General features: G+C 35.1%; 21 protein-coding genes. 13 read left to right on the forward strand and 8 right to left on the reverse strand.

Features of this window, described 5'->3' with window-relative positions; all coding sequences use genetic code 11:
* Positions 1 to 108 precede the first annotated feature (108 nt).
* Positions 109 to 1,014 carry an SDR family oxidoreductase gene (locus tag DKG80_RS18850; RefSeq protein ID WP_109832934.1) on the forward strand — a complete coding sequence of 302 codons (906 nt, stop codon included), beginning with the start codon at positions 109 to 111 and terminating at the stop codon, positions 1,012 to 1,014.
* On the opposite strand, the gene DKG80_RS18855 is transcribed toward DKG80_RS18850, so the two are convergent.
* Positions 1,001 to 1,882, reverse strand: a complete 882-nt coding sequence (locus DKG80_RS18855; protein WP_245907039.1) for a DUF547 domain-containing protein — start codon at positions 1,880 to 1,882, stop codon at positions 1,001 to 1,003. The genes DKG80_RS18850 and DKG80_RS18855 overlap by 14 nt on opposite strands.
* On the opposite strand from DKG80_RS18855, the gene rpoN reads away from it, so the two are divergent.
* Positions 1,881 to 3,311: an RNA polymerase factor sigma-54 gene (gene rpoN / locus DKG80_RS18860; RefSeq protein ID WP_109832935.1), complete on the forward strand. Its 1,431-nt coding sequence runs from the start codon at positions 1,881 to 1,883 to the stop codon at positions 3,309 to 3,311. The two genes, DKG80_RS18855 and rpoN, sit on opposite strands and share 2 nt — an antisense overlap.
* 179 nt (positions 3,312 to 3,490) lie before the next feature.
* Positions 3,491 to 3,922 carry a phosphatase PAP2 family protein gene (locus DKG80_RS18865; RefSeq protein WP_162555992.1) on the forward strand — a complete coding sequence of 144 codons (432 nt, stop codon included), beginning with the start codon at positions 3,491 to 3,493 and terminating at the stop codon, positions 3,920 to 3,922.
* On the opposite strand, the gene DKG80_RS18870 is transcribed toward DKG80_RS18865, so the two are convergent.
* The 5 genes from DKG80_RS18870 to DKG80_RS18890 form a co-directional block, all read right to left on the reverse strand.
* Positions 3,919 to 4,674, reverse strand: a complete 756-nt coding sequence (locus DKG80_RS18870; RefSeq protein WP_109832937.1) for an outer membrane beta-barrel protein — start codon at positions 4,672 to 4,674, stop codon at positions 3,919 to 3,921. The genes DKG80_RS18865 and DKG80_RS18870 overlap by 4 nt on opposite strands.
* Before the next feature lie 77 nt (positions 4,675 to 4,751).
* The gene (locus DKG80_RS18875) at positions 4,752 to 5,480 is read right to left on the reverse strand and encodes a tyrosine-protein phosphatase (RefSeq protein WP_109832938.1); all 729 of its coding nucleotides are present in this window, start codon (positions 5,478 to 5,480) and stop codon (positions 4,752 to 4,754) included.
* Between the two features lie 5 nt (positions 5,481 to 5,485).
* The gene (locus tag DKG80_RS18880; RefSeq protein WP_109832939.1) at positions 5,486 to 7,831 is read right to left on the reverse strand and encodes a GumC family protein; all 2,346 of its coding nucleotides are present in this window, start codon (positions 7,829 to 7,831) and stop codon (positions 5,486 to 5,488) included.
* A 12-nt stretch (positions 7,832 to 7,843) separates the two neighbouring features.
* The gene (locus DKG80_RS18885) at positions 7,844 to 8,617 is read right to left on the reverse strand and encodes a polysaccharide biosynthesis/export family protein (RefSeq protein WP_162555993.1); all 774 of its coding nucleotides are present in this window, start codon (positions 8,615 to 8,617) and stop codon (positions 7,844 to 7,846) included.
* Positions 8,618 to 8,683: 66 nt separating this feature from the next.
* Complete coding sequence (locus DKG80_RS18890; RefSeq protein ID WP_109832941.1) at positions 8,684 to 9,805, reverse strand: glycosyltransferase family 4 protein; 1,122 nt, start codon at positions 9,803 to 9,805, stop codon at positions 8,684 to 8,686.
* Between the two features lie 74 nt (positions 9,806 to 9,879).
* On the opposite strand from DKG80_RS18890, the gene hflX reads away from it, so the two are divergent.
* The gene (hflX, locus tag DKG80_RS18895) at positions 9,880 to 11,043 is read left to right on the forward strand and encodes a GTPase HflX (protein ID WP_109833025.1); all 1,164 of its coding nucleotides are present in this window, start codon (positions 9,880 to 9,882) and stop codon (positions 11,041 to 11,043) included.
* A gap of 3 nt (positions 11,044 to 11,046) precedes the next feature.
* Here the strand turns inward: hflX and DKG80_RS18900 are convergent, their stop codons facing one another.
* Positions 11,047 to 11,628 (reverse strand): FISUMP domain-containing protein, encoded by a 582-nt coding sequence (locus tag DKG80_RS18900; RefSeq protein WP_162555994.1) that lies wholly within the window; start codon positions 11,626 to 11,628, stop codon positions 11,047 to 11,049.
* A gap of 220 nt (positions 11,629 to 11,848) precedes the next feature.
* On the opposite strand from DKG80_RS18900, the gene DKG80_RS18905 reads away from it, so the two are divergent.
* From DKG80_RS18905 to rodA, 9 genes are all read left to right on the forward strand, one after another.
* Complete coding sequence (locus DKG80_RS18905) at positions 11,849 to 12,490, forward strand: hypothetical protein (RefSeq protein ID WP_109832943.1); 642 nt, start codon at positions 11,849 to 11,851, stop codon at positions 12,488 to 12,490.
* Between the two features lie 9 nt (positions 12,491 to 12,499).
* Positions 12,500 to 13,372 carry a geranylgeranylglycerol-phosphate geranylgeranyltransferase gene (locus DKG80_RS18910; protein WP_245907040.1) on the forward strand — a complete coding sequence of 291 codons (873 nt, stop codon included), beginning with the start codon at positions 12,500 to 12,502 and terminating at the stop codon, positions 13,370 to 13,372.
* Positions 13,373 to 13,378: 6 nt separating this feature from the next.
* A complete protein-coding gene (purN, locus tag DKG80_RS18915; protein ID WP_109832945.1) occupies positions 13,379 to 13,951 on the forward strand; it encodes a phosphoribosylglycinamide formyltransferase in 573 nt (190 codons plus the stop codon).
* 90 nt (positions 13,952 to 14,041) lie between these two features.
* On the forward strand, positions 14,042 to 15,568 hold the full coding sequence (gene purH / locus DKG80_RS18920; RefSeq protein WP_109832946.1) for a bifunctional phosphoribosylaminoimidazolecarboxamide formyltransferase/IMP cyclohydrolase: 1,527 nt from the start codon (positions 14,042 to 14,044) through the stop codon (positions 15,566 to 15,568).
* Positions 15,569 to 15,673: 105 nt separating this feature from the next.
* The gene (locus DKG80_RS18925; protein ID WP_109832947.1) at positions 15,674 to 16,702 is read left to right on the forward strand and encodes a rod shape-determining protein; all 1,029 of its coding nucleotides are present in this window, start codon (positions 15,674 to 15,676) and stop codon (positions 16,700 to 16,702) included.
* Between the two features lie 6 nt (positions 16,703 to 16,708).
* Positions 16,709 to 17,530 (forward strand): rod shape-determining protein MreC, encoded by an 822-nt coding sequence (gene mreC / locus DKG80_RS18930; protein WP_109832948.1) that lies wholly within the window; start codon positions 16,709 to 16,711, stop codon positions 17,528 to 17,530.
* Positions 17,523 to 18,041, forward strand: coding sequence for a Rod shape-determining protein MreD (locus tag DKG80_RS18935; RefSeq protein ID WP_109832949.1), 519 nt, complete (start codon positions 17,523 to 17,525; stop codon positions 18,039 to 18,041). Before mreC ends, DKG80_RS18935 begins: the two co-directional genes overlap by 8 nt.
* Positions 18,038 to 19,837, forward strand: coding sequence for a penicillin-binding transpeptidase domain-containing protein (locus DKG80_RS18940; RefSeq protein ID WP_109832950.1), 1,800 nt, complete (start codon positions 18,038 to 18,040; stop codon positions 19,835 to 19,837). Before DKG80_RS18935 ends, DKG80_RS18940 begins: the two co-directional genes overlap by 4 nt.
* Positions 19,838 to 19,839: 2 nt before the next feature.
* A complete protein-coding gene (gene rodA, locus DKG80_RS18945) occupies positions 19,840 to 21,105 on the forward strand; it encodes a rod shape-determining protein RodA (protein ID WP_109832951.1) in 1,266 nt (421 codons plus the stop codon).
* A 40-nt stretch (positions 21,106 to 21,145) separates the two neighbouring features.
* Here the strand turns inward: rodA and DKG80_RS18950 are convergent, their stop codons facing one another.
* On the reverse strand, positions 21,146 to 22,252 hold the full coding sequence (locus DKG80_RS18950) for a hypothetical protein (RefSeq protein ID WP_109832952.1): 1,107 nt from the start codon (positions 22,250 to 22,252) through the stop codon (positions 21,146 to 21,148).
* Positions 22,253 to 22,420: the final 168 nt, after the last annotated feature.

The following is a 22,420-nucleotide window of genomic DNA, read 5'->3' on the forward strand; positions in this document are numbered from 1 at the left end:
ATAAATTTTACTACTAGGTAATGGAGGGGCGTAAGTTAAGAAATTTTATTTTCTCTAAGTTTGCCAAGCCGAGCCAAAGTCAATTAAGTTCATATTAAGTCTCCTTTAATGAAAATTCTCATTACAGGTTCCAACGGTTTATTGGGACAGAAGCTGGTTAAATTATTAACCGAAGAAAAACATGAAGTAATCGCCACAGCTAGAGGTGAAAATAGAATAGATTACCTGCCGAATAATTTTGAATATACACAGATGGACATTACCAAAGAAAAAGAGGTAATGAATGTCATCACGAAGTATAAGCCAGAAGTAGTCATTAACACTGCTGCCATGACGAATGTAGATCAATGCGAAGATGAGAAACAAGCTTGTATAGATTTAAATGTCAATTCTGTAAAACATCTTATTGCAGCTTGTCATAAACATGATATATTCCTTCTTCATCTTTCTACAGATTTCATATTCGATGGGTCTGCCGGTCCATATAAAGAAACGGATGAAGCCAATCCCGTTAGTTACTATGGAGAGTCCAAACTTCAAGCAGAACAACTTCTTCTAAACAGTAAGATTAAATGGGCAATTGCTCGCACAGTATTGGTATATGGAATTACCCCCGGAATGAGTCGTTCCAATATCATTCTTTGGGTAAAAGACAGTATAGAAAAGGGTAAAGACCTTAAAATTGTCAATGACCAATGGAGAACTCCTACACTTGCTGAAGACCTAGCTATAGGATGTTATCTTATCTCGCAAAAAAAAGCTGAGGGGATATTTAATATATCAGGTAAGGATCTACTCACTCCATACGATATGGCTATGAAAACCTGTGAATATTTCAATCTTGATAAATCGAAAATCGAAGAAGTTGATGGAAGTATGTTTTCTCAAAGAGCAAAACGCCCACCTAAAACAGGATTCATTTTAGATAAAGCCGAAGAAGTTTTGGGCTATAAACCCAAATCATTTGAAGAGGGAATTGGAATCTTAGCTGAACAAATTTCTACTGTTGATTAAGTGCCCAATCATAATCCATAAAGGTCTTCTTGGCCTTTTTGGGAATGTGAATAGGAGCGTATTGATTTAAGTATTCTGACAAAGTCATTTTTTTTGTAAAGTCGGCACCATACCACTGGAATAATTTAGAAAGTTTAATTTTGGACTCTGTTATATAATTCTTGGAAGAGTCTCCTAAAAACTCTTTTGCTTGATCTGAAAGTTGTTCATCTAGCATATTCGGAATGTAAGCTTCTCGTCTCAATTCAGGACAAGATTTGGCTGCACAAACTAAGGCAAAGTGAATTCGTGGTTCATTAAATTTCTTTCGAATTATTCCATGTTCAATATTATTTAGAGAGTACTCTTTTCCGTCAATGTGAATAAATTCAATATCCCAGGGAGTATTCACAAATGGAATCTGAATTGTTGAACCTATATCTTTAATGCTTTTGACAGGATAATAATCTATGATGAGCTTCAATGTAAAGGCATTGTAAGCATTAATCCAATATGCTAATTCCTCATTCCTAGACCAACTTGCTCTTGGACTGTTATTCTCAAGAAGGTTAAGATATTCAATAAGTTGACCATTATTTGCCTTTAAAGATGAATAGTCAACCATGCCATTATCATCAACATACTCCTTCAAAACTTTATCAAACAAGTAGTGACTAACAGGTCTGCTATCATCACTTTGAGCACTTAACTTAGCCACTGATACAATTATGATTAGGGTAATTATCTTACAACGGAAAAAATGTTTCTTCATAGTGAGTAAGTAAACAGGTTTTAGTTGTAAAAAATTCCCGACAGAGATTAATATCTGATCATACTTAATGTCAAATCGAATAGATTTGGGATTATTTACCAAAACAAGGTTCTTCATGCAGAAACTAAATTTGATTCAATCTCTTGGTCAAAAACTCTCTCCTCAGCAGATTCAATTTATCAAGTTACTACAAGTACCTACTGCAGAACTTGAAGCTAGAATCAAAGAAGAGTTAGAGGTAAACCCTGCATTAGAAGAAGGGCGAGAGAAAGACGAAGAACTACAAAACGAAGAACCCGCCGAAGACACTAATACTGACGAGTTAGATATCGAAGATTATCTAAATGATGACGATTTTGCTGGATATAAAATGGCCGGTGATGGCAACTATAGTGAAGAAGATAAAGACATTCCCATTTCCTCTGGCACTTCTCTTCATGAGCAACTCATCAGCCAACTTGGATTTTTAAGACTTGACGATCGCCAAGAAATAATAGGCAGACAACTAATAGGTAGTATAGAAGCAGATGGTTACATTCGGCGAGACCTTGAAGCAATAATGAATGATCTCGCCTTCTCTCAAAACATTGAAACTACTGAAGACGAACTGGAACAAATCCTTTATAGAATCCAAGGATTTGATCCTCCAGGTATCGCTGCAAGAAATCTAAAAGAATGCCTTCTTATACAGTTAGAAAAACGTGATCATGAACTTCCAGAAAACGACTTGGCACATCAAGTCATTTCGGAGTGTTTCGAAGAGTTTACAAAAAAACACTACAGCAAAATTGAAAAAAAATTAAGTGTTTCGGATGAGGACCTAAAGGATGCTGTTCATATTATTACAAGACTAAACCCAAAGCCTGGTGGAATTTCTGAAGGTCTTGTTAAAACTCAATTCTTAATCCCTGATTTCATCCTCAAAAATAGAGATGGAAAACTTGAACTAAGCCTTAACTCAAGAAATGCTCCCGAATTGAAAGTGAGTCGATCTTATGCTGATATGTTTGATAGTTATCAGAAAAGTGATAAAACCGACCAAAAACTGAAAGAAACAGTAAGTTTCGTTAAACAAAAGCTGGATGCAGCTAAATGGTTTATTGATGCGGTAAGACAACGACAAAACACTTTGCTTAACACTATGAATGCTATTCTTGATTTTCAACATGATTATTTTCAAGAAGGAGACGAAGCCAAATTGAAGCCAATGATATTGAAAGATATTGCTGAAGTAATACAAATGGATATATCTACAGTATCCAGAGTAGCCAACAGCAAATCGATTCAAACTGAGTTTGGGATATTCCCTTTAAAATATTTTTTCTCTGAAGGAATTTCAACGGAATCAGGTGAGGATGTAAGTAGTCGAGAAGTGAAACAAAAACTTAAAAACCTAATAGACGAAGAAGATAAGTCTAAACCTCTATCTGATGATAAGCTGGAGAAACTATTGAGAGCAGAAGGGTACAATATTGCTCGCAGGACAGTAGCTAAATACAGAGAGCAAATGAACCTTCCGGTGGCTAGACTTAGAAAGGAGCTTTAGATTTGGGAAAAAAAATTAGTAATTTATTCAGCTATGCATTTCATCCAATGCTAATGCCAACTCTTACTTTTGGTATTCTATACCTCTTTTTACCAGCAGTAATTAGGCCATTGTCGTTAGTTGTTCTCCCGTTTTTATTTTTAACAACATTCATTATACCATTGTTTAGTGTCTGGATGATGAAAGTTTTAGGACAAATACAAAGCCTTAAAATGGAGGAAAGAAATGATAGAATAATACCATTTCTTTTTGTAACAGGTTACTATGGAATGACCGCTTATATGTTCATTTTTCAGATCAAAGCCAATGTCGTCGTCTCTACTATATTTATATCTTCATGTCTAATGCTAGCCATATTGACATTGATAACGCTAAGACATAAGATTAGTATTCACTCTGCTGGTATGTCTAGTGTTACAGGATATATCATTGCCTTCGCAATAGAGTATCCCAACACTGGTATTTTCTATCCTTTAGTAGCAATGATTGTTTTAACAGGAGCTGTTATAAGTTCAAGATTATACCTAAATGCTCATAGACCGATTGAGATTCTCACAGGAACTCTTGTAGGTATTATAATCAGTTTCACCAGTCTAACTCTGGTTATTTAAAATCCTGATAAAGAAATACCTACTGTAGAATAACCTAATTTATCAGCCCCTTCTGGAGCGCCCGATGAAAACACATCAGTAAAGTGCCATTTATAGAAAAACCCGAACGACCCGATACCTATTCTACCAAAAGCAGTATATCTAAACCTTGATAAATTGAAATCATCTTTTTGTTTCTCTTTGTACATGTGCCCAAATTTCTCATACTTTACTTTAGTATGAGCTTCGAACAACAACGCTGCGGATGCACCAACACCAATAAAAATTTTATTCTTATTTCTACCTCCAACATGATACCTTAATTCAAAAGGTAGCTCAACATGATTCAAAGCAATTTGACTCTTTTTAAATTCTCCAATACCATTACCTTGTATTGTATCATAAGTCAATGTTTGTACGGGAACCTGTACGCCATCCGCTGTGCTTTCAAACTCCACTGTATTTACAATAGTTCTGTTGTGCTTTTGACCTAGCTTTTCTAAACTTAGACCAATACCTGGTCTAAAAGAGAAATTAGGAGAAACTTCCATTGGCTTGATATAGTAAAACGCAAAAGATTTAGATCTAAACCAATTAAAGTCTAGCTCTGCTGGTCTTCCGTTTGATAAATTAAATCCAAAATCAATTTGAACTTCTCCAGGAAACTCTGGTGTTAGTTTTTCAACCTCCTCTGAAAGCTGTGCAAAAGATACAAGGTTGATCAAAAGCATTCCTAATGTTAAGAAGCTAAGTTTTATTGAATTGATGTTCATTGAATTCCTGCTAAAATTTTGACGGCAAAGATAGATGAAATTTGATATTATGGATTCTGAGAATGGATTATCTAACTCTACTCTAATAATGCATTATTCAATAAGTTTAGTTGCTTACAGTCTTGAAATAATCTTGAAGCTATGACTTTTTTAAAATAATAAGCATGTCTCAAATTATGGACATCAGAACCTATAAAATCAACCATTTCATTTTTAATTAATTTTTCAGCTCTTGATCTAACCTCTGAAGAATAATGTCCTATCAACGAAAGAGCATTAACCTGCATCAAAACTCCTATTTTTTTTAATTCTTCTAAATATCCAAAATCATCACTCAAGTAAGCATATCGCTCCGGATGTGCTAGTATAGGTTTATAACCATTAGTTATTATTCTAAAAAAAGTATCACTAGTATTTAAAGGCTTCGTCATAAAACCAGTTTCCACTAGTACATATCGGTCGATTCCAAATGACAATAAACTCTCTCCATTATCAACTTTAGCAACCAAACTTTCATCTAAATAGTATTCAGCTGCAGCTTCTATAACTACTTCTATTTGTTGTTCCTTTATTTCTTGCCTGACCTTTTCTAACCCCGATTTTATAATATCAGGAGTATTCGGATAATATCCAGATAAAATATGTGGTGTGGTTATTATTTTTTCAATGCCGAAAGACACAAGCTTTTTAATTACCGAGATTGATTCTTCCAAAGTTTTAACCCCGTCATCAATTCCTGGAATCAAATGTGAGTGAATATCAACTTTAAGAAAGTTCTCCTTTTTATTATTCCACCAACCAAACATGAGATTTAAGATTTATTCAAAAACGGAATTTTGAACTTTTTCTTATTCTCTTCTTCATAATATCCTGTTCCGTAACCGTACCCATAACCGTATCCACCACTGCCATTTCTAATTCCATTTAACACTACGGACATGTGCTCAAATTTATTATTACTTACCAGTCGTTGAATGGACTTAAGATAATTCAATTTTGAGTAATCTGCTCTTACAACATATATTGGTAAATCACTTGTTTTCATTACCATAATGGCATCAGTCACTAGACCAACTGGAGGCGTGTCAAAAATAACTAAGTCAAACTTCTCTTTGAGTTCCTCCGCCATCTGTTTGAAATGATCACTTAGCAAAAGTTCTGAAGGATTCGGTGGAGTAGTACCTGCTTGAATAAAATGTAAATTCTCTACAGAGGACTGCTCAATGCATTCATCAATAGAATTTTTACCTATTAATATAGTGCTAGTTCCATGATTTCTTTTGACAACATCAAAAGCAATATTTACCTTAGGTTTTCTCATATCTAGGTCTACTACCACAACTTTTTGACCAGAATAAGCACATATTGCTCCCAAGTTCACCCCTAAAAAGGTTTTCCCTTCTCCACTGACTGTAGATGTTACTGACATTACGCGAGTAGGACCATCAGAGTTTATAAACTCCATATTGGTTCTAATAGCTCTCAGCGATTCACTTATAGGAGATTTTGGATTATTATTTACTACCAGCTTGGTCAGTTCTAATTTCTCCAATTGATATTTAGGAACCACTCCTAAAATTGGAATATTTAATCGTTTCTCTAATTCTTTCTGATTACTGATTTTATCATGTAATAAATAACTGGCAGCAATAATGATTATACTAAGAATTAAGCCTGCAACTCCACCAATTCCATAAACTATAAATTTTTTCGGTTCTATTGGGGCTACAGGAAGTGTAGCTGAAGATAAAATAACAAAATTGGTTACAGTACCTGCTTTTGCTATTTCTAGCTCCATTTTACTTTTTATCAAATTGAAATAGTACTCTTCCTGCATGGTATACATTCTTTGCTTCTTATTGTAAGATGTACCCATGGAGGGTAACTGAGAAAATGTATTTTCAAGAAGTGCCCGTTTTCTATTCAGTTCCTTTTTCGACTTCAATAGGTTCTCTCGATAATCTTCTAATCTCTGCTTAGCAGCCTTTTGTGCGATTTCTAAACGATGCTTAATTCTCAAAACAACCTGTGTATTCTCATTATAATTATCAAGCTTCAATTCTTTTTCCTCAATTAATGCATTGTATTCTTCAACTGTAGCAATAACATTCTTTGGAAGATTAGTAGTACTAATCTGGGCATTCAAATTTAATTGTGATTCAATAGATTCAATCGCTGCCAGATTATTACGAATATAAAATCGCTGTGAATCAATCTGGTTTAAAGCTAAAATAGCATTACTTAAGTCCTCTGATAGATTAGTAGTCCTGTGCTCAATAGTAAAACTCTCAAAGTAATCTTCATATTCCTCAAGCTCTTTTACCGTTTTAGTCATTTGCTGATTCAAAAATTTAATCTGCTGTTCACTAGCCTGGTTTTTAACATTATGCGTGTATCGGAGATATAGTGTATCAATTGCATTAACAAATGCCTGTGCTTTAAATTTATTTGGATCGGTGAATGAAACTTTAATAGTATTCGCATTGAAATTAATGGGTTCAACTGTGACATTTTGAAGAAGATATTCTGCAATGGCTGGAATACTATTTACTACAAAATAAAAATTAACTAAACTCTTCTGATTTTCGAAATAGCTTGTTTTTTCAATACTAAATTCAAATCCATTTTGCTCAATCATTACTCCAAAAGTATGAGTATCATTTCCCGTAATATCAGGCAATTTGAACGTCCTATCATCATTTATGACAACATCAATTCTTCTATCTTTCCAGAGATCAGGAAAGGAATTATAAATTATTTCAAATGGCGAATTACCGAATCTCTCATCAACTAAGTGACTCCTACCAGGATGATAATACGACACATCATAATCAATAGCTTCCGCGACTTTGGTCATAAAAAGCCCTGACCTCAAAATTTCTATCTCACCCGAAAGCCCCTTAATATCCTGTCGCATTGGATTTTGTATCCCTAATAATCCAGACTCATCTTTAATATCAAGTTTCAATACTGATTGCGAGCTATATATTGGTTTAGTATATCGGAGATACAGAAATGATCCAGACAAAGTAGCTAAGAAGGCCAGAATAATCCATACTATACTCCCTTTACCAACCTGTACTATTTTATCAAAATCAATTTCGTCTAGAGGCCCATTATGTTCCTCCACAATAGGTTGACTGCTATTATGATTCATAGGGCAATCCGATTAAATATTTTGTAGAACAAGTACAAACGCCAGACTAGAAGTAATGAAACCCATAACCGTGGCTATATCTTTAAGACCATCGAAAAACGGTCTTCTCCATGGTTCTACGTAGATAACATCACCCGGCTCTACATCCATCATAGTATTTTTCATTCCTGAAATAGTGCTCAGATCTATTCTATATACTTGGGTATCTCTATGGCCTCCTCTTATGACCTTTATATTATTGGCCTTATCTCCTAAATCTAATCCTCCTGCCAGTGCAAGGACCTCCATCAAATTCATATTCTCATTATTCAAAGGAATAACCTGCCCCCCTGGTGCTCCTAGTACTACTACACGCTTATTATCAAAGGTCAACTTAACGAACGAATCCTTGTAATAACTATCATACTTTTTCTGTAAAATTTCTTCCGCTTGATTTATTGTCAAACCAACAACCTCTATCTGATCAATTATAGGAAATTTTGCCGTTCCATCTGTCTGAACCAAATAAGTAAATTCGAACCGATTGTTTTGGTTCATCTGACCACCTTGTTGAAGCAACTCGCCATTTGGGTCTACTATTCGTTCACCCTTATTAGTAAAAACCTCAAGTTTCAAGTAATCATCAACTTGAATCACGTAGTTTTTTTCTACATTCATGACAGCTTTCGATAATTCATTTTCACTGAACTCATCATCCAACTGGAACATAATATCTTGCTTGTAAGACTTACAAGAATAGAGCAGTAATACCGCTACAAAAAGCTGTAGAGAAAAGATTCTTTTCAATTTCGTTTAGTTTGAGCTTTAATTAATGATAGCTGGCTCATTCTAGGTAGAAAACATGCTAATTTACTACACCAGATTGGTTTTAATAAGTTTTGAGACATGATAACTGTACTTTTTGATAACATGACGTTCATCGAATTTATTCTCTACCAACTTTCTACCTAATTTACCCATTTCTGTAAGCTCGTCATAGGATGAATTAATTACTTTGTCTATCATATCTTTTAATGAGCGAGAATCTCGAGCGTTACACAAATATCCATTTTCTTGATCAATGACAACTTCTTTACAACCAGGAACATTAGTAGTAATTAATGGCCTGGCCAACGAAGCTGCTTCAAGTAACGTCTTTGGCGTACCCTCTCGATAACTTGGAAGTACCACACAATGAACCCCATTGATTTCCACACGCACATCCGTACTAGTTCCCAAATAATTTATCACACCTTCTTGATGTTTTTGATTAATGTAAGCCGCCTCAATTCCTCTAGCATGACCTTCATCTAATTCTCCCAATAGCTGGAATTCTACATTCGAATATTTGCTTTTTATAACTTCAGCAGCTTCTATATATTCTTTTACACCTTTATCAATTATTACTCTAGCAATCATTAAAAATTTTATGGTGTTGAGATTTGGTAATGGGCTCGGATTGTATAAATCAAGTGTAACTCCAGAGCCTGGCAATAAATCGGTTTTCAAATCATCAAGTGGGACTTCTGTTAAAAAGTCTCTTTGATCATCTGGGTTTTGAAAGAACACTAGATTTGCCTTTTTGAAAGAAACCTTATAGAGCCACTTAGCTATTTTCGTAGAGAAGTTATTATTCAAAAAGACCGTTCCTAAACCACTAACATTGTTTATTACTGGAATATCAAGACTTGAAGCCGCTAGTGTTCCAAAAATATTTGGTTTAATAGTGTAGTGAAGAGCAACGTCAGGATTGTACTTTTTATAAATAGATTTTAATTGCTTTAATAAAAGTAAATCCTTTAAGGGGTTTGATCCCGTATTTTCCATGGAAATAGGAACAAAATCGCAACCAAGCTCTGACACAAGCTTTTTCGAAAATTGATCCTTTGGAGCTATTGCAATGACTTCATATCCTTCTTTTATAAAAAAACGGATAAGGCCTGATCTAAAATTATAGATATTCCAAGAAGTGTTAATTGCTATGGCAATTCTCATGTCGGGAAATTTGGTAGATGGTAAATCTATATGAATTCATAAGAATTGATGAGTTTTGCACAAAAGAGAATCGAATGGGTGACTATTATTTAACGAAGAAAGAAGTAGAAACAGCGGTGCTAGTAGCACTCACACCACAAAATCAAAGCAAAGAAAAGACTGATGAATACTTAGATGAGCTTGAGTTTTTGGCTAGTACTCTTGGAATTAATACGTTAAAGTCTTTTAATCAAAATCTTGATAAACCAGATATTCGCACTTTCATAGGTAAGGGTAAGCTGGAAGAAGTACATGCATATGTCAAAGATAAATCAATAGATATAGTCGTATTCGATGATGACCTTTCTCCTTCTCAGTTAAGAAATGTGGAAAAAGATTTAGGAGTTAAAATATATGATCGAAGTCTTCTCATTCTCGATATATTTCTAAAACGTGCTCAAACTGCTCAGGCTAAGACCCAAGTAGAGCTTGCCAGATTTCAGTATTTAATGCCTAGACTGACAAGAATGTGGACTCACCTTGAGAGACAGCGAGGAGGCACAGGAACAAGAGGTGGTGCTGGTGAAAAGGAAATTGAAACAGATAAACGTATGATTAGAAATCAAATATCTGTCCTTAAAAAGAAGTTGGCCAAAATCGACTTACAAAATGAAACTCAGCGCAAGTCTAGAAGGAACGTTGTGAGAGTAGCTTTAGTTGGTTATACTAATGTTGGCAAATCCACAATTATGAACATTCTCTCTAAAGAAGACATATATGCTAAAAATGAACTATTTGCCACAGTTGATTCTACGGTTCGAAAAGTGGTGATTAACACCATTCCCTTTTTATTATCTGATACCGTAGGATTTATTAGAAAACTCCCTCATAACTTGATAGAATCTTTCAAATCAACTTTAGATGAGGTAAGAGAAGCCGATGTATTACTTCATGTTGTTGACATCTCGCATCCCTCATTTGAAGAACATATGAAAGTTGTCAATGATACATTAGCGGAATTGGGTGCTGCAGATAAGGAAATGATTGTTGTATACAATAAAATTGATCAACTAGCTTCTCCAGACGAAGATTTTGACTTTACTAGCGGAATAGATGTAACCTCCAATACCAAAACAAATATTTTTATTTCAGCAAAAGAGAAGAAGAACGTTGGAGAGCTAAAAAAAGTGCTGTTTGACAAAGTTAAACAGCACCATATGAAAATATATCCTAATTATCTCGCTCCAGAGTATTACTAAATCTTAGTAATCTTTTACACATCTGCAGCTATTCATATTTCTTGCACTAATCACATCGTGAGCTACCTCATCATAATCTCCATATAAAGAGATCAAACCAGCAGTTCTTTTATCACCGATCTCTGCATCCCAGAGATGAGCTGTCTTTCCTATGTCACTAAATTGTCCTTCAACATTTGAAAAACCTGACATGATAATATTGAGATTACTAGTCCCACCAACTTTAAGTTCTTTACCTGCTTGACTGTAGCCTCCATAATTAATCATCAACTCTTGCCATTCAAGCTGAGTTGATAGGTGCCATCCTTCTGGACATGCAGTCTTAGCATCAACCCAGTTGTACAGCCTACCATATTTCCCACAATAAGCAGGATAATTTTTGTAACAAACAGAACCCTCTGTCTCGAAGTTCAAGTTTTCAGCAAACCACTCTCTTTCGATGAATATTCCACCTTCAAGCTCGATTTTAATATTTGTAGTTTTGTATACCTTGCCATCTCTAGGATCTTTAAAAGTTCCCACTTCTTGAGCTGATACAACTTTTGTTAGTGACAAGACTACTATTAGGAGTAATACTTTTTTCATTGTAATTACAATTTGGTGTTTTTGGTTTTCGTAGTGATTAGCCAAAATTCAGACATTTTAAACTTTTCGGTTCAAAAATATAAAATTTTCCAGCAATCAAAACGCTATTCACAGAATCTTCAATGATACATTTAATAAGACTAAAATTGATAAAAACCAATTCTATTGACGACCTTACACATATAACCAGTCCGTCTGACGGCTATTGTACCTATATACTATGGGAGGTAATCTGACTAAATCAATGTTGGCATTCCAATACATTGCCTTAACGGCAGCTTGTCTATTGTTATTGCGTATATCTACAGTAGATTATCATCCCTCACCAGCGAAAATAAAACACAAGCCAGTGGTTATCTACAGTATCAACAATATCTCTGAAGAAGCTGGAATAAACAGGAATATTGATTCTACTCATTGTGTTAATACCACCGAAATCAATTCTGTAACCCTTCTAACCAAAAAAAACGTCTCCTACATAGACTCTTTATGGAACAAAGCTATCAAATGGAAAGGTTCCAAAAAGAGGTTTCCCGTAGTTCGTTATTATGCTAAACCTTTGGATTCCAACACAGTATATAACCTTAAAAAATACGGTTATTACATACACGAAAGACCTTCTAGTGGATTGGAAAAATTTAGCTCAAATACCATTTGCTATGGTGATTCAATTAAAAAAGAAGATTTAATTTTAGTTGCCTCCCAACTTATCTCGTCAGGAATGGAAATAAAAAGCATCTCACTATCCAAATATCATTCAGGTTGGAAATACAATGCTCTAGAAATTGGTACTGACACGACTGTCTTGAATCAGCCATCATTAACTCTCCAAGACTTAGAAGAGATGTTCGACCTTAAGTAAATTTACTGCGTGGAAATTTCATCTTCTATACATCTGGCTATTCAAGCACTTCGATTAAGTCGAGTGAACAATCTGATCATTATTTTCCTAACTCAGTACTTTGCGGCGTACTTCCTAATGGGACAACAAGCAGCGTTTCACTCTTTAATAAGAGATTATCAATTCCTAATCATGGTTACGAGTACCACAATTATCGCAGCCTCAGGATATTTCATCAATGACTACTATGACATTAAAATTGATCTGATCAATAAACCCAGCAAAGTAATAGTAGGAAAAGATTTCAAACGTCGACCAGTAATGTTTGCCCATGCAATTTTGAATACAATAGGAATTTTGATGGGGTTGTATGTGTCTATCTGGATAGGGTTAATAAACTCATTTGCAGTTTTCTTGCTTTGGTTATACTCTAACCAACTGAAACGAATGCCGTTCATAGGAAATTTTATTGTAGCTGTACTTACAGCTGCTACTTTGATGACATTATCTATCTATTTCAGGGATAAGAGTTTAATTCTTACAACTTATGCTGTTTTTGCATTTGGAATTAATCTTATTCGAGAAATCATCAAAGACATAGAAGATGTACAAGGAGATGCTTCTTTCGGTAGTAAATCATTGCCAATCATATTAGGTGTCAGGACTACAAAACAGATTGTAATGGTTTTTACAATACTATTTATATGTTCTTTAGTTCTGTTTTTAATTGAGATTCAAAACACCTTATTAACAACCTACTTCATAGTATTATTTATTCCTTTTAGTCATTTCACGTTTTTACTTGCTAAGGCAGACAAGAAAAAAGATTTTACACTATTGAGTAAATATTGTAAGTGGATTATTCTTGCGGGGATATTGAGTATGGTAGTTTTTAGAATATAAAAAAGAATGGTTAAAAAGAGATTGGCAATTTTCGCGTCAGGTAGCGGAAGTAACGCTGAAGCAATAGCTAATTATTTCAATGGTCACAATGAAATTGAAATAACTATGATTCTTTCTGATAAACCTAAGGCATACGTACATACTCGAGCCAAAAAGCTTAGAATACCTTCTTGGTCTTTCAATAGGCAAGAATTTTATGAATCTGAGGATGTAAAAAACAAATTAGCCAATAATAAAATCGACTACATTGTTTTAGCTGGGTTCATGTGGCTGGTTCCTGAATATTTAGTAAAATCATATCCCAATAAAATATTTAACATTCATCCAGCATTATTGCCAAAATATGGTGGAAAAGGCATGTATGGTCATCATGTTCATGAGGCTGTAATTGATGCTCGTGAAAAAGAAAGCGGAATTACTATTCATTTGGTTAATGAGGAATATGATAAGGGTAAGGTTCTCTGTCAAAAAAGTTTAGAAGTTTCAAATAATGACACCCCTGATTCTCTAGCAGATAAAATTCATAAATTAGAACATGAATTTTATCCTCGGACTATTGAATCGTTCATTTGCAAATAAATGTCCATTGAATTCTAAACTTTCTTTCTCATTACTATTCGCTATGTAGTAAATATGTAGCTTTGCAGCCTAATTTTTTAACAGGAGAAAATGGGTTCAAGAAAAATCAAATCAGCTCTTATTTCTGTCTTTCACAAAGACAATTTGGACAAATTAGTTAAAGTTCTAGCCGAGAACGATGTTCAAATCTACTCTACTGGAGGTACTCAAAAGTTCATCGAGGATATGGATATCTCAGTAACACCGGTTGAAAACCTTACAAGTTATCCTTCTATTTTTTCCGGAAGAGTAAAAACACTGCATCCTGCAATTTTTGGAGGCATATTGAACAGAAGAGATAATGAGAGTGATAAGGCACAAAAAGCGGAGCACAATATTCCTGATATTGATATGGTGGTTGTGGATTTATACCCATTTGAAGAAACAGTTGCATCTGGAGCTTCTGAAGCTGAAATAATTGAAAAAATCGATATTGGAGGTATCTCATTAATCAGAGGTGCTGCCAAAAATTTCAATGATGTTTTGATTGTTTCATCTATGGAACAATACAACGAGACAATCGAGATGCTAGATTCTCAAAAATGCGAAACTAGTCTTGACCAAAGAAAAGCGTTTGCTAGAAAGGCATTTGATATCTCTTCTCATTACGATTCGGCTATCTTCAATTATTTTAATGAAGACGGACAAGAGAAGTCATTCAAGAAAAGTGTACGAAATGCACAAATATTACGATATGGTGAAAACCCTCACCAAGAAGGAGCATTTTATGGAGATCTAGATGAACTCTTTGAAAAACTAAACGGTAAAGAACTCTCTTATAACAATCTCGTGGATGTAGATGCCGCAGTTAGCTTAGTAAGAGAATTTGAAGGTGATACTGCTTTCGCAATCATTAAGCACACCAATGCTTGCGGTGTTGCAAAAGGTTCTTCTGTAAAAGAAGCATATCTAAAAGCTCTTTCCTCTGACAATGTATCCGCTTTTGGTGGTATCCTTTGTACCAATTCCAAGATTGACTTAGATGCCGCTGAGGAAATAAATAAACTTTTTTGTGAAGTACTAATTGCTCCTGACTATGAATTAGATGCATTAGAACTTTTAAAATCTAAAAAGAACAGAATTATTCTTAAGATTAAAGATGTTCAACCATCAAAGAAGCAATTCAAATCGTTATTAAATGGTGTTATAGTACAAGATGCAGATTTGAAAACAGACTCAGTTCAAGACTTAAAAACTGTAACCAAAATAACACCAAATGATGACCAAATAGAAGCTATGATTTTTGCTTCTAAAGTTTGTAAACATACAAAGTCTAATACGGTGGTATTGGCTAATAAAGATATGATGTTGACAAGTGGAACAGGACAAACATCAAGGGTAGATGCCTTAAATCAAGCAATTAAAAAGGCTGGTGAATTTGGAATGGATTTGACAGGTTCAGTAATGGCCTCTGATGCATTTTTCCCATTTCCAGATTGTGTGGAGATAGCTGATAAAGCTGGTGTAAAAGCCGTCATTCAACCTGGAGGGTCAATAAAAGATCAATTATCTATAGATTATTGTGATGAAAATGGACTTGCAATGGTAATGACTGGGACTCGCCATTTCAAACACTAATTTTTATATATTTCGAACAGAGACACTTGAGATTGTTGATTGGGAGTTGATTTGTGACTAATTTGAGGGCTTCCAATCATCATTACATAGATATCAAACAGTATTATGGGAATTTTCGATTTGTTTTCGAGTGATATAGCCATCGATCTTGGTACGGCTAACACGCTGATCATCAGTAAAGGCAACGTGGTCGTAGATGAACCTTCGATCATTGCGATCGACAAATCTAAGAACAAAGTTTTAGCGATTGGAAATGAGGCCATGCAGATGCATGAAAAGACTCATGAAAGTATTAAAACAATACGACCATTAAAAGATGGAGTGATCGCTGATTTTCAAGCTGCAGAATCTATGATTCGTGGCATGATCAAAATGATCGATAAAGACAAAAAAAGATTATTCCCTGCCTCTCACAGAATGATCATTTGCATTCCTTCTGGTATCACCGAAGTCGAGAAAAGAGCGGTTAGAGATTCTGCAGAGCATGCTGGTGCTAAAGAAGTCTATATGATTCATGAACCAATTGCAGCAGCCATTGGTATCGGAATTGATATTGAAAGACCGGTAGGGAGTATGATTGTAGACATAGGAGGGGGTACAACAGAGATTGCAGTTATAGCACTTTCAGGAATTGTTTGTGACCAATCCATCAGAGTGGCAGGTGATGCTTTCAACAAGGATATACTGGACTATATGCGTCGTCAGCACAACCTTTTGATTGGAGAAAGAACTGCAGAAAATGTAAAAATACAAGTAGGATCAGCTTTAACAGAGCTAGACGAAGGCCCTGAGGATTTTGATATAAGAGGTCGTGATTTGATGACGGGTATTCCTAAAGTTATCAAACTTTCCTATTCAGAAGTAGCGTTCGCCATCGATAAATCTGTTTCAAAAATAGAAGAGGCTGTTTTGAAGGCATTGGAGATCGCACCGCCAGAACTTTCTGCTGATATATACGATAATGGAATCTACCTTACTGGAGGAGGGGCTATGCTTAGAGGTCTTGACAAACGCTTAGGAATGAAAACAAAACTTCCTATTCACATTGCAGATGATCCGTTGAAAGCTGTAGTAAGAGGCACCGGGGTTGCTTTGAAGAGAATAGATGAGTTCAAGGCTGTCTTGATGCAATAACATACTATGCAGCAACTGTTAGAATTCCTTTTCAAGTACCGAGTATTTATACTCTTTTTAGTGCTTCAGGGGATCTGCTCTTGGTTGATTATTCAAAACAACCCTTACCATGGAGCAAAGTATTTCACAGCAGCTAATGCATTCACTGGAGGTATGGTTAATACCTCGACCAATATTAAAAACTATTTCAGCTTAGCAGAAAAAAATAAGATGTTGGCTGATGAAAATGTCAGACTTCGCGAGGAAATTATTGCTTTAAGAGACTCAGCCTATATGGCCAACCTTGAGTTAGATACAGCCATTCAGAGTATTAAGGCTAAAGTCATCGACAATTCGTTAAGATTCAGAAATAACTACCTAATTATCAATAAAGGTAGTCAGGATAGTATCAAATCTGGTATGGGAGTAATAGGCACAAATGGTATCATTGGTCAGGTACAACGTGTCACTGATCATTATTCTACAATTCTTTCTCTTTTGCATAGCAAGACCTCAGTTTCAGCAAAACATGGACCAACAGGGACGCTTAGCAGTGTCGTTTGGGATGGTATCGATCCAGATTTGGCTGTTTTAAAATACCTTCCTCGACACATACATGTTAACTCTGGTGATTCAATATTTACCTCTGGCTTTAACTCTGTATACCCAGAGAATACCTTAATTGGTATTGTTGAAAATGTAAACATTACAGCAGATGCTACCTTTTACGATATAAAAATAGACCTCGCTACAGATTTTAGTGCATTATCATTTGTCTACATTTTAGACTTGAAAGATAAAGTTCTAGTGGATTCTTTACGAAACTTAACCACACGTACAGATGATTAGATTAGCAGATATACTAGGTCTATTTGGAAATCTACTATTATTTCTAGTACAGGTACTCATACTGAAAAACGTAGTGATGTATGATTATGCGTTTTGCTTTGCATATGTAATGTTAATATTAATGATACCTCTTGATACATCACCGATCGTTCAGCTTTTGGTAGGGTTTTCAATAGGCATAATCATTGATGTATTTTACAATACGATTGGAATGCACGCCGCGGCGTCAGTATTAATGGTTTTTGTTAAAATCTATTGGATGAAAGTATTGACACCCAGTGGAGGATACGATATAGGAACTAGAGTAAATATGCAAACTCAAGGACTTCAATGGTTCATTATTTATGCCTTCCCACTCATACTTGTACATTCATTTTCGTTATTTATAATTGAAGCTAGCGGATTCAACTTATTTGGCCAAACATTGCTAAAAGGACTTTATAGTTCTGTATTTACCATGATAATGGTCTTGATTTTACAATATCTATTCTATAAGAAGATTAACTCGTGAATGAGGATAGACGATATATTATCCGAGGAATTATTTTACTGATAGGAATTATTTTTCTTGTCAAGCTATTTTCAATTCAAGTCATAGATGATAAATACAAGGCTGCTGCACAAAACAATATTATCCATAAAGTCATTGACTACCCTTTCCGTGGTTTGATCTTCGATCGAAATAAAAAACTACTAGTTCATAACGATCCTATCTATGACCTCATGGTAATTCCTAAGGAAGCTAAACTGAATGACACTCTTGCCTTCTGTGAACTACTAGACATTGACTTAGAGGAATTTACGGGACGAATGAAAAAGGCTCGTCGGTATTCCTATATCAAACCTTCAGTATTTGAAAAACAAATCTCAAATAAGCAGTTTGCAGAAATACAAGATAAGCTTATCCATTTCAAAGGATTCTATCCCGAGGCTAGAACAGTTCGAGGCTACGACTTTTCTAGTTTAGCTAATGTACTAGGATATATCGGAGAGATCAATTCTCGTCAACTTAGTAGGGATACTACTAATTATTATAAATCAGGTGATTATTTAGGTATTACAGGTCTAGAATCTTCGTACGAACAATTTCTTAGAGGAAAGCGCGGTATTAAATACAAGATGGTAAATGCAAGGGGAATAGATAAAGGGTCCTTCAATAATGGAGAGCAGGACACACTCTCAATTCCAGGAGAGAATTTAACATTATCAATTGACATCGAGCTTCAACGTTATGCTGAACGCCTACTTGACGGAAAAGTAGGTTCGATCGTAGCCATTGAACCTTCCTCTGGAGAAGTCCTTACTTTCGTATCTGGTCCATCTTATAAACCGTCACTTTTAGCTGGGAAAAAATTTGGAAAAAATTACTCCATGCTAACGAAAGATAGTCTAAAACCCCTATTTAATCGTCCATTGATGGCTATGTATCCTCCTGGATCAATCTTTAAAACCTTGCAAGCTTTAATTGCTCTTCAAGAAGGTGTCATCACAGCCAAAGAAAAGATTTATTGTGATGGAACACTAATTGGAGACCATGCTCCTCCTGGATACTATGATGTTCATAAGGGAATAATGCTCTCTTCAAATAACTACTTTCACAAAGTATTCAGAAGAGTTATAGAACGTGATCCGACTAAAAGCCCATTTGTACAAGGCCCTGAAGGACTAACACATTGGAGAAGTATGGTTAATAAGTTCGGACTTGGACAACCGTTAGGGGTAGATTTACCTAACGAAAGATCTGGCCTTGTACCAGGCGTAGAACTTTATAATAGGATCTATGGAAAAGGTAGATGGAAATATTCAAATATCTCGTCTATGAGTATTGGTCAAGGTGAGATGCTAATGAACCCAATACAAATGACCAATCTTGCAGTAATCATGGCCAATAAAGGTTATTACTACAGACCTCACCTTGTCAAGTCTATTGGAGAGACTGGTTTTATTCTACCTGAATATCAAGAAAAAATCTCTTGTGGCATTGATGCTATTCACTTTCCTCCTGTAATAGAAGGTATGAAAGATGCTCTTGGGGGAACTGCACCAAGAGCAATAATTAGAGATATTGAAATCTGTGGAAAAACAGGTACTGCCCAAAATCCTCATGGGGAAGATCATTCTGTTTTTATGGCGTTTGCACCAAAGGATAATCCTAAAATCGCTATATCGGTATTCGTAGAAAATGCGGGATGGGGAGGTAGAGCAGCAGCATGTACGGCTAGTTTAATTATCGAACAATATCTTCGTGGTGAAATTACTCGTCCATGGCTTGAGGATTATGTATTAGAAGGCTATTTCGGAGATTAATTATGAGAGGAGATAGACTAACAGATAAAATAGATTGGGTAGTAATAGGATTATACGCACTAATGGTTTTCCTTGGATGGACTAGCATTTATGCTGCTATTTACAGCGAAGAGAATGCTTCCGAATTAATCAGTCTATCTCATAACTCTGGTAAGCAACTGCTCTGGATAGTTACTTCTCTTTTGATCATTATAGGTGTTATGAGTTTAGATTATAAGATCTATTCTTCTTTCAGTTATATTATCTATGGAATTTCAATTTTACTATTGATCATAGTATTGGGAGTAGGTACCGTAGTGGCAGGATCAAAGTCATGGATAGCTATTGGTGGTTTCAGGTTACAACCTTCTGAATTTGCAAAGTTTGCGACAGCTCTAGCCCTTGCTAATTATTTGAGTGACATTAATATCAAGATGTCAAACCTGAAAACTCAGCTTATTGGAACAGGAATCATCACCCTACCAATGTTATTAATTATAATACAAGGTGATACAGGGTCGGCAATGGTGTTTGCATCATTTTTCATAGTGATGTTTAGAGAAGGAATGCCTCCCATATACTTTATAGTTGGATTTGGGTTAATCTTTCTGTTCATTATAACACTGGTTGTGAGTAAAACGATAATTTTCGTGGTATCTGGTGTAGTCATTCTAATTATCATTGGAGTTTCTGTTAAGCATCCTAAACGAATCATTATCACGTTACTGGTCGGATTAATAATAGTAGGAACTGTTACAAGTGTTGACTTTGTACTCAACAAAGTTTTGAAAGACCACCAGCGGAATCGAGTAATATCACTTGTCAACCCTGATATTGATCCATTAGGAGTAGGCTGGAATGTAACACAATCGAAAATAGCAATTGGTTCAGGAGGGTTTTGGGGAAAAGGTTATCTTCAAGGTACTCAAACGAAGTTTGATTTTGTACCAGAACAAAGTACTGACTTCATTTTCTGCACGATGGGTGAAGAACATGGATGGGTAGGTAGTTTAGTATTAATTACATTATTTGTAACACTTTTAATCAGAATATCTTGGCTTGCTGAAAGGCAAAAATCCCGTTTTGCGAGAATTTATGGATACGGAGCCCTTTCAGTAATATTCTTTCATTTTGCTGTGAATATTGCAATGACGATTGGGCTATTCCCTGTGATTGGAATTCCCCTTCCATTTTTTAGTTATGGAGGCTCATCTTTATGGTCATTTACGATACTACTTTTTATTCTAATTAAACTGGACTCAGAGAGAATGAATGTTTTGATGAGATAAAAGCAATAATCTTAAAAGACTCTGTTTTTGATTTAAAAATCTATCTAAACCTCTTAAAAATAATTTTAAGTAAACTTTTAACTTCTTCAGAATTCATATTCCAACCATACTTTCTAGAGTACTTATGAACAAGTAGCTCTACAGACTCGTCGAAAGAAGATGCTATATCTACCTGATCTATCGCTGATAAATAATCCTCTTCATTACCATCAAAAAGGTCATTAATGAACATATATCGTTGATTGATACTAATAGACAGTGCTAAGCTTTCTATAGCCTTTTCCTCCATCTTGGTAGCAATAGTTTCTTTCTTTTCCTTGGCTTCATAACGTTGGTTCAAGGTTTGAATAGTATCTCCAGAATACTGCTCATTTAAATTTGCTTTCGTGACTTCAGGATCTTTGTTATCTGTTTCTATCAAAGAGCTAAAATCAGAACTCTTTTGTTCGTTCCCAGGTTGAAATTCTTCTGTTAAATCTTCTTCTATTTGAGATGTTGCAAATAAATCATCTGCAGGAATCGCAGGAGTTTCTTCTACAGGTATTTCGGCTTGATCTTCATATTGTATGTCTCCACTGATTACCAAAACCGTACTAAATGCATGAACATTTTCTTGAAATTCAGCCTCAGAAAATTCAGTAGCAGCTGTTAACTGATCAATAGAGTCCAAGCTAAGGTCACTTGCTGATGCCAAAGTCTCAAATAATGACTTATAAATTTTAAAATACTTTGACTCACTCCCTAAACTAGGATGAGCAATTAATAATTCAGAACGGTTTTTATAGTAGCTATACGGATCATATAAAAGTTCCAATGTCTCCATTACAGCAGATTCAAGCAATGGCTTAAAATCTTCTTTACTTATCAGGATATTTTTGGAAAGAGTATTAACCAATGTTTTCAAAGCTTGATTCACCTCATCATTCTTATAATTAAAATATGGACTTTTTAGCTTTTTAGTTTCCTCTTGCCATTGGTTAAAAAGATTTTTAAGAACAAAGAAATTGACCTGCTTTACTGGAGTAAAGCCCACAATCTGTGGACCAGATATCCCTTCATTTTGACTGAAAAAGTCGTCAACCACGATCGAAGCAAATGATTGGCTGTATTGCTTTGCGACTGATTTATTTAATTTGCTCCCAATCATATTTATAGCTTTTTTTGTCTCTGTCGTGTATTAAAAATCGGCATATAGCTAGAATAGTATTTAAGTACGCTAGCCTTAATATTTTCCTCAAAACGAAATTAAGTATCTTTTGGATATAAATCTGGACTAAATCGAATGTGACTCTTTAGACAGTACAATATCTTAGAC

It is taken from the genome of Reichenbachiella versicolor (assembly GCF_003171675.1).
GTDB classification, from domain to species: domain Bacteria; phylum Bacteroidota; class Bacteroidia; order Cytophagales; family Cyclobacteriaceae; genus Reichenbachiella; species Reichenbachiella versicolor.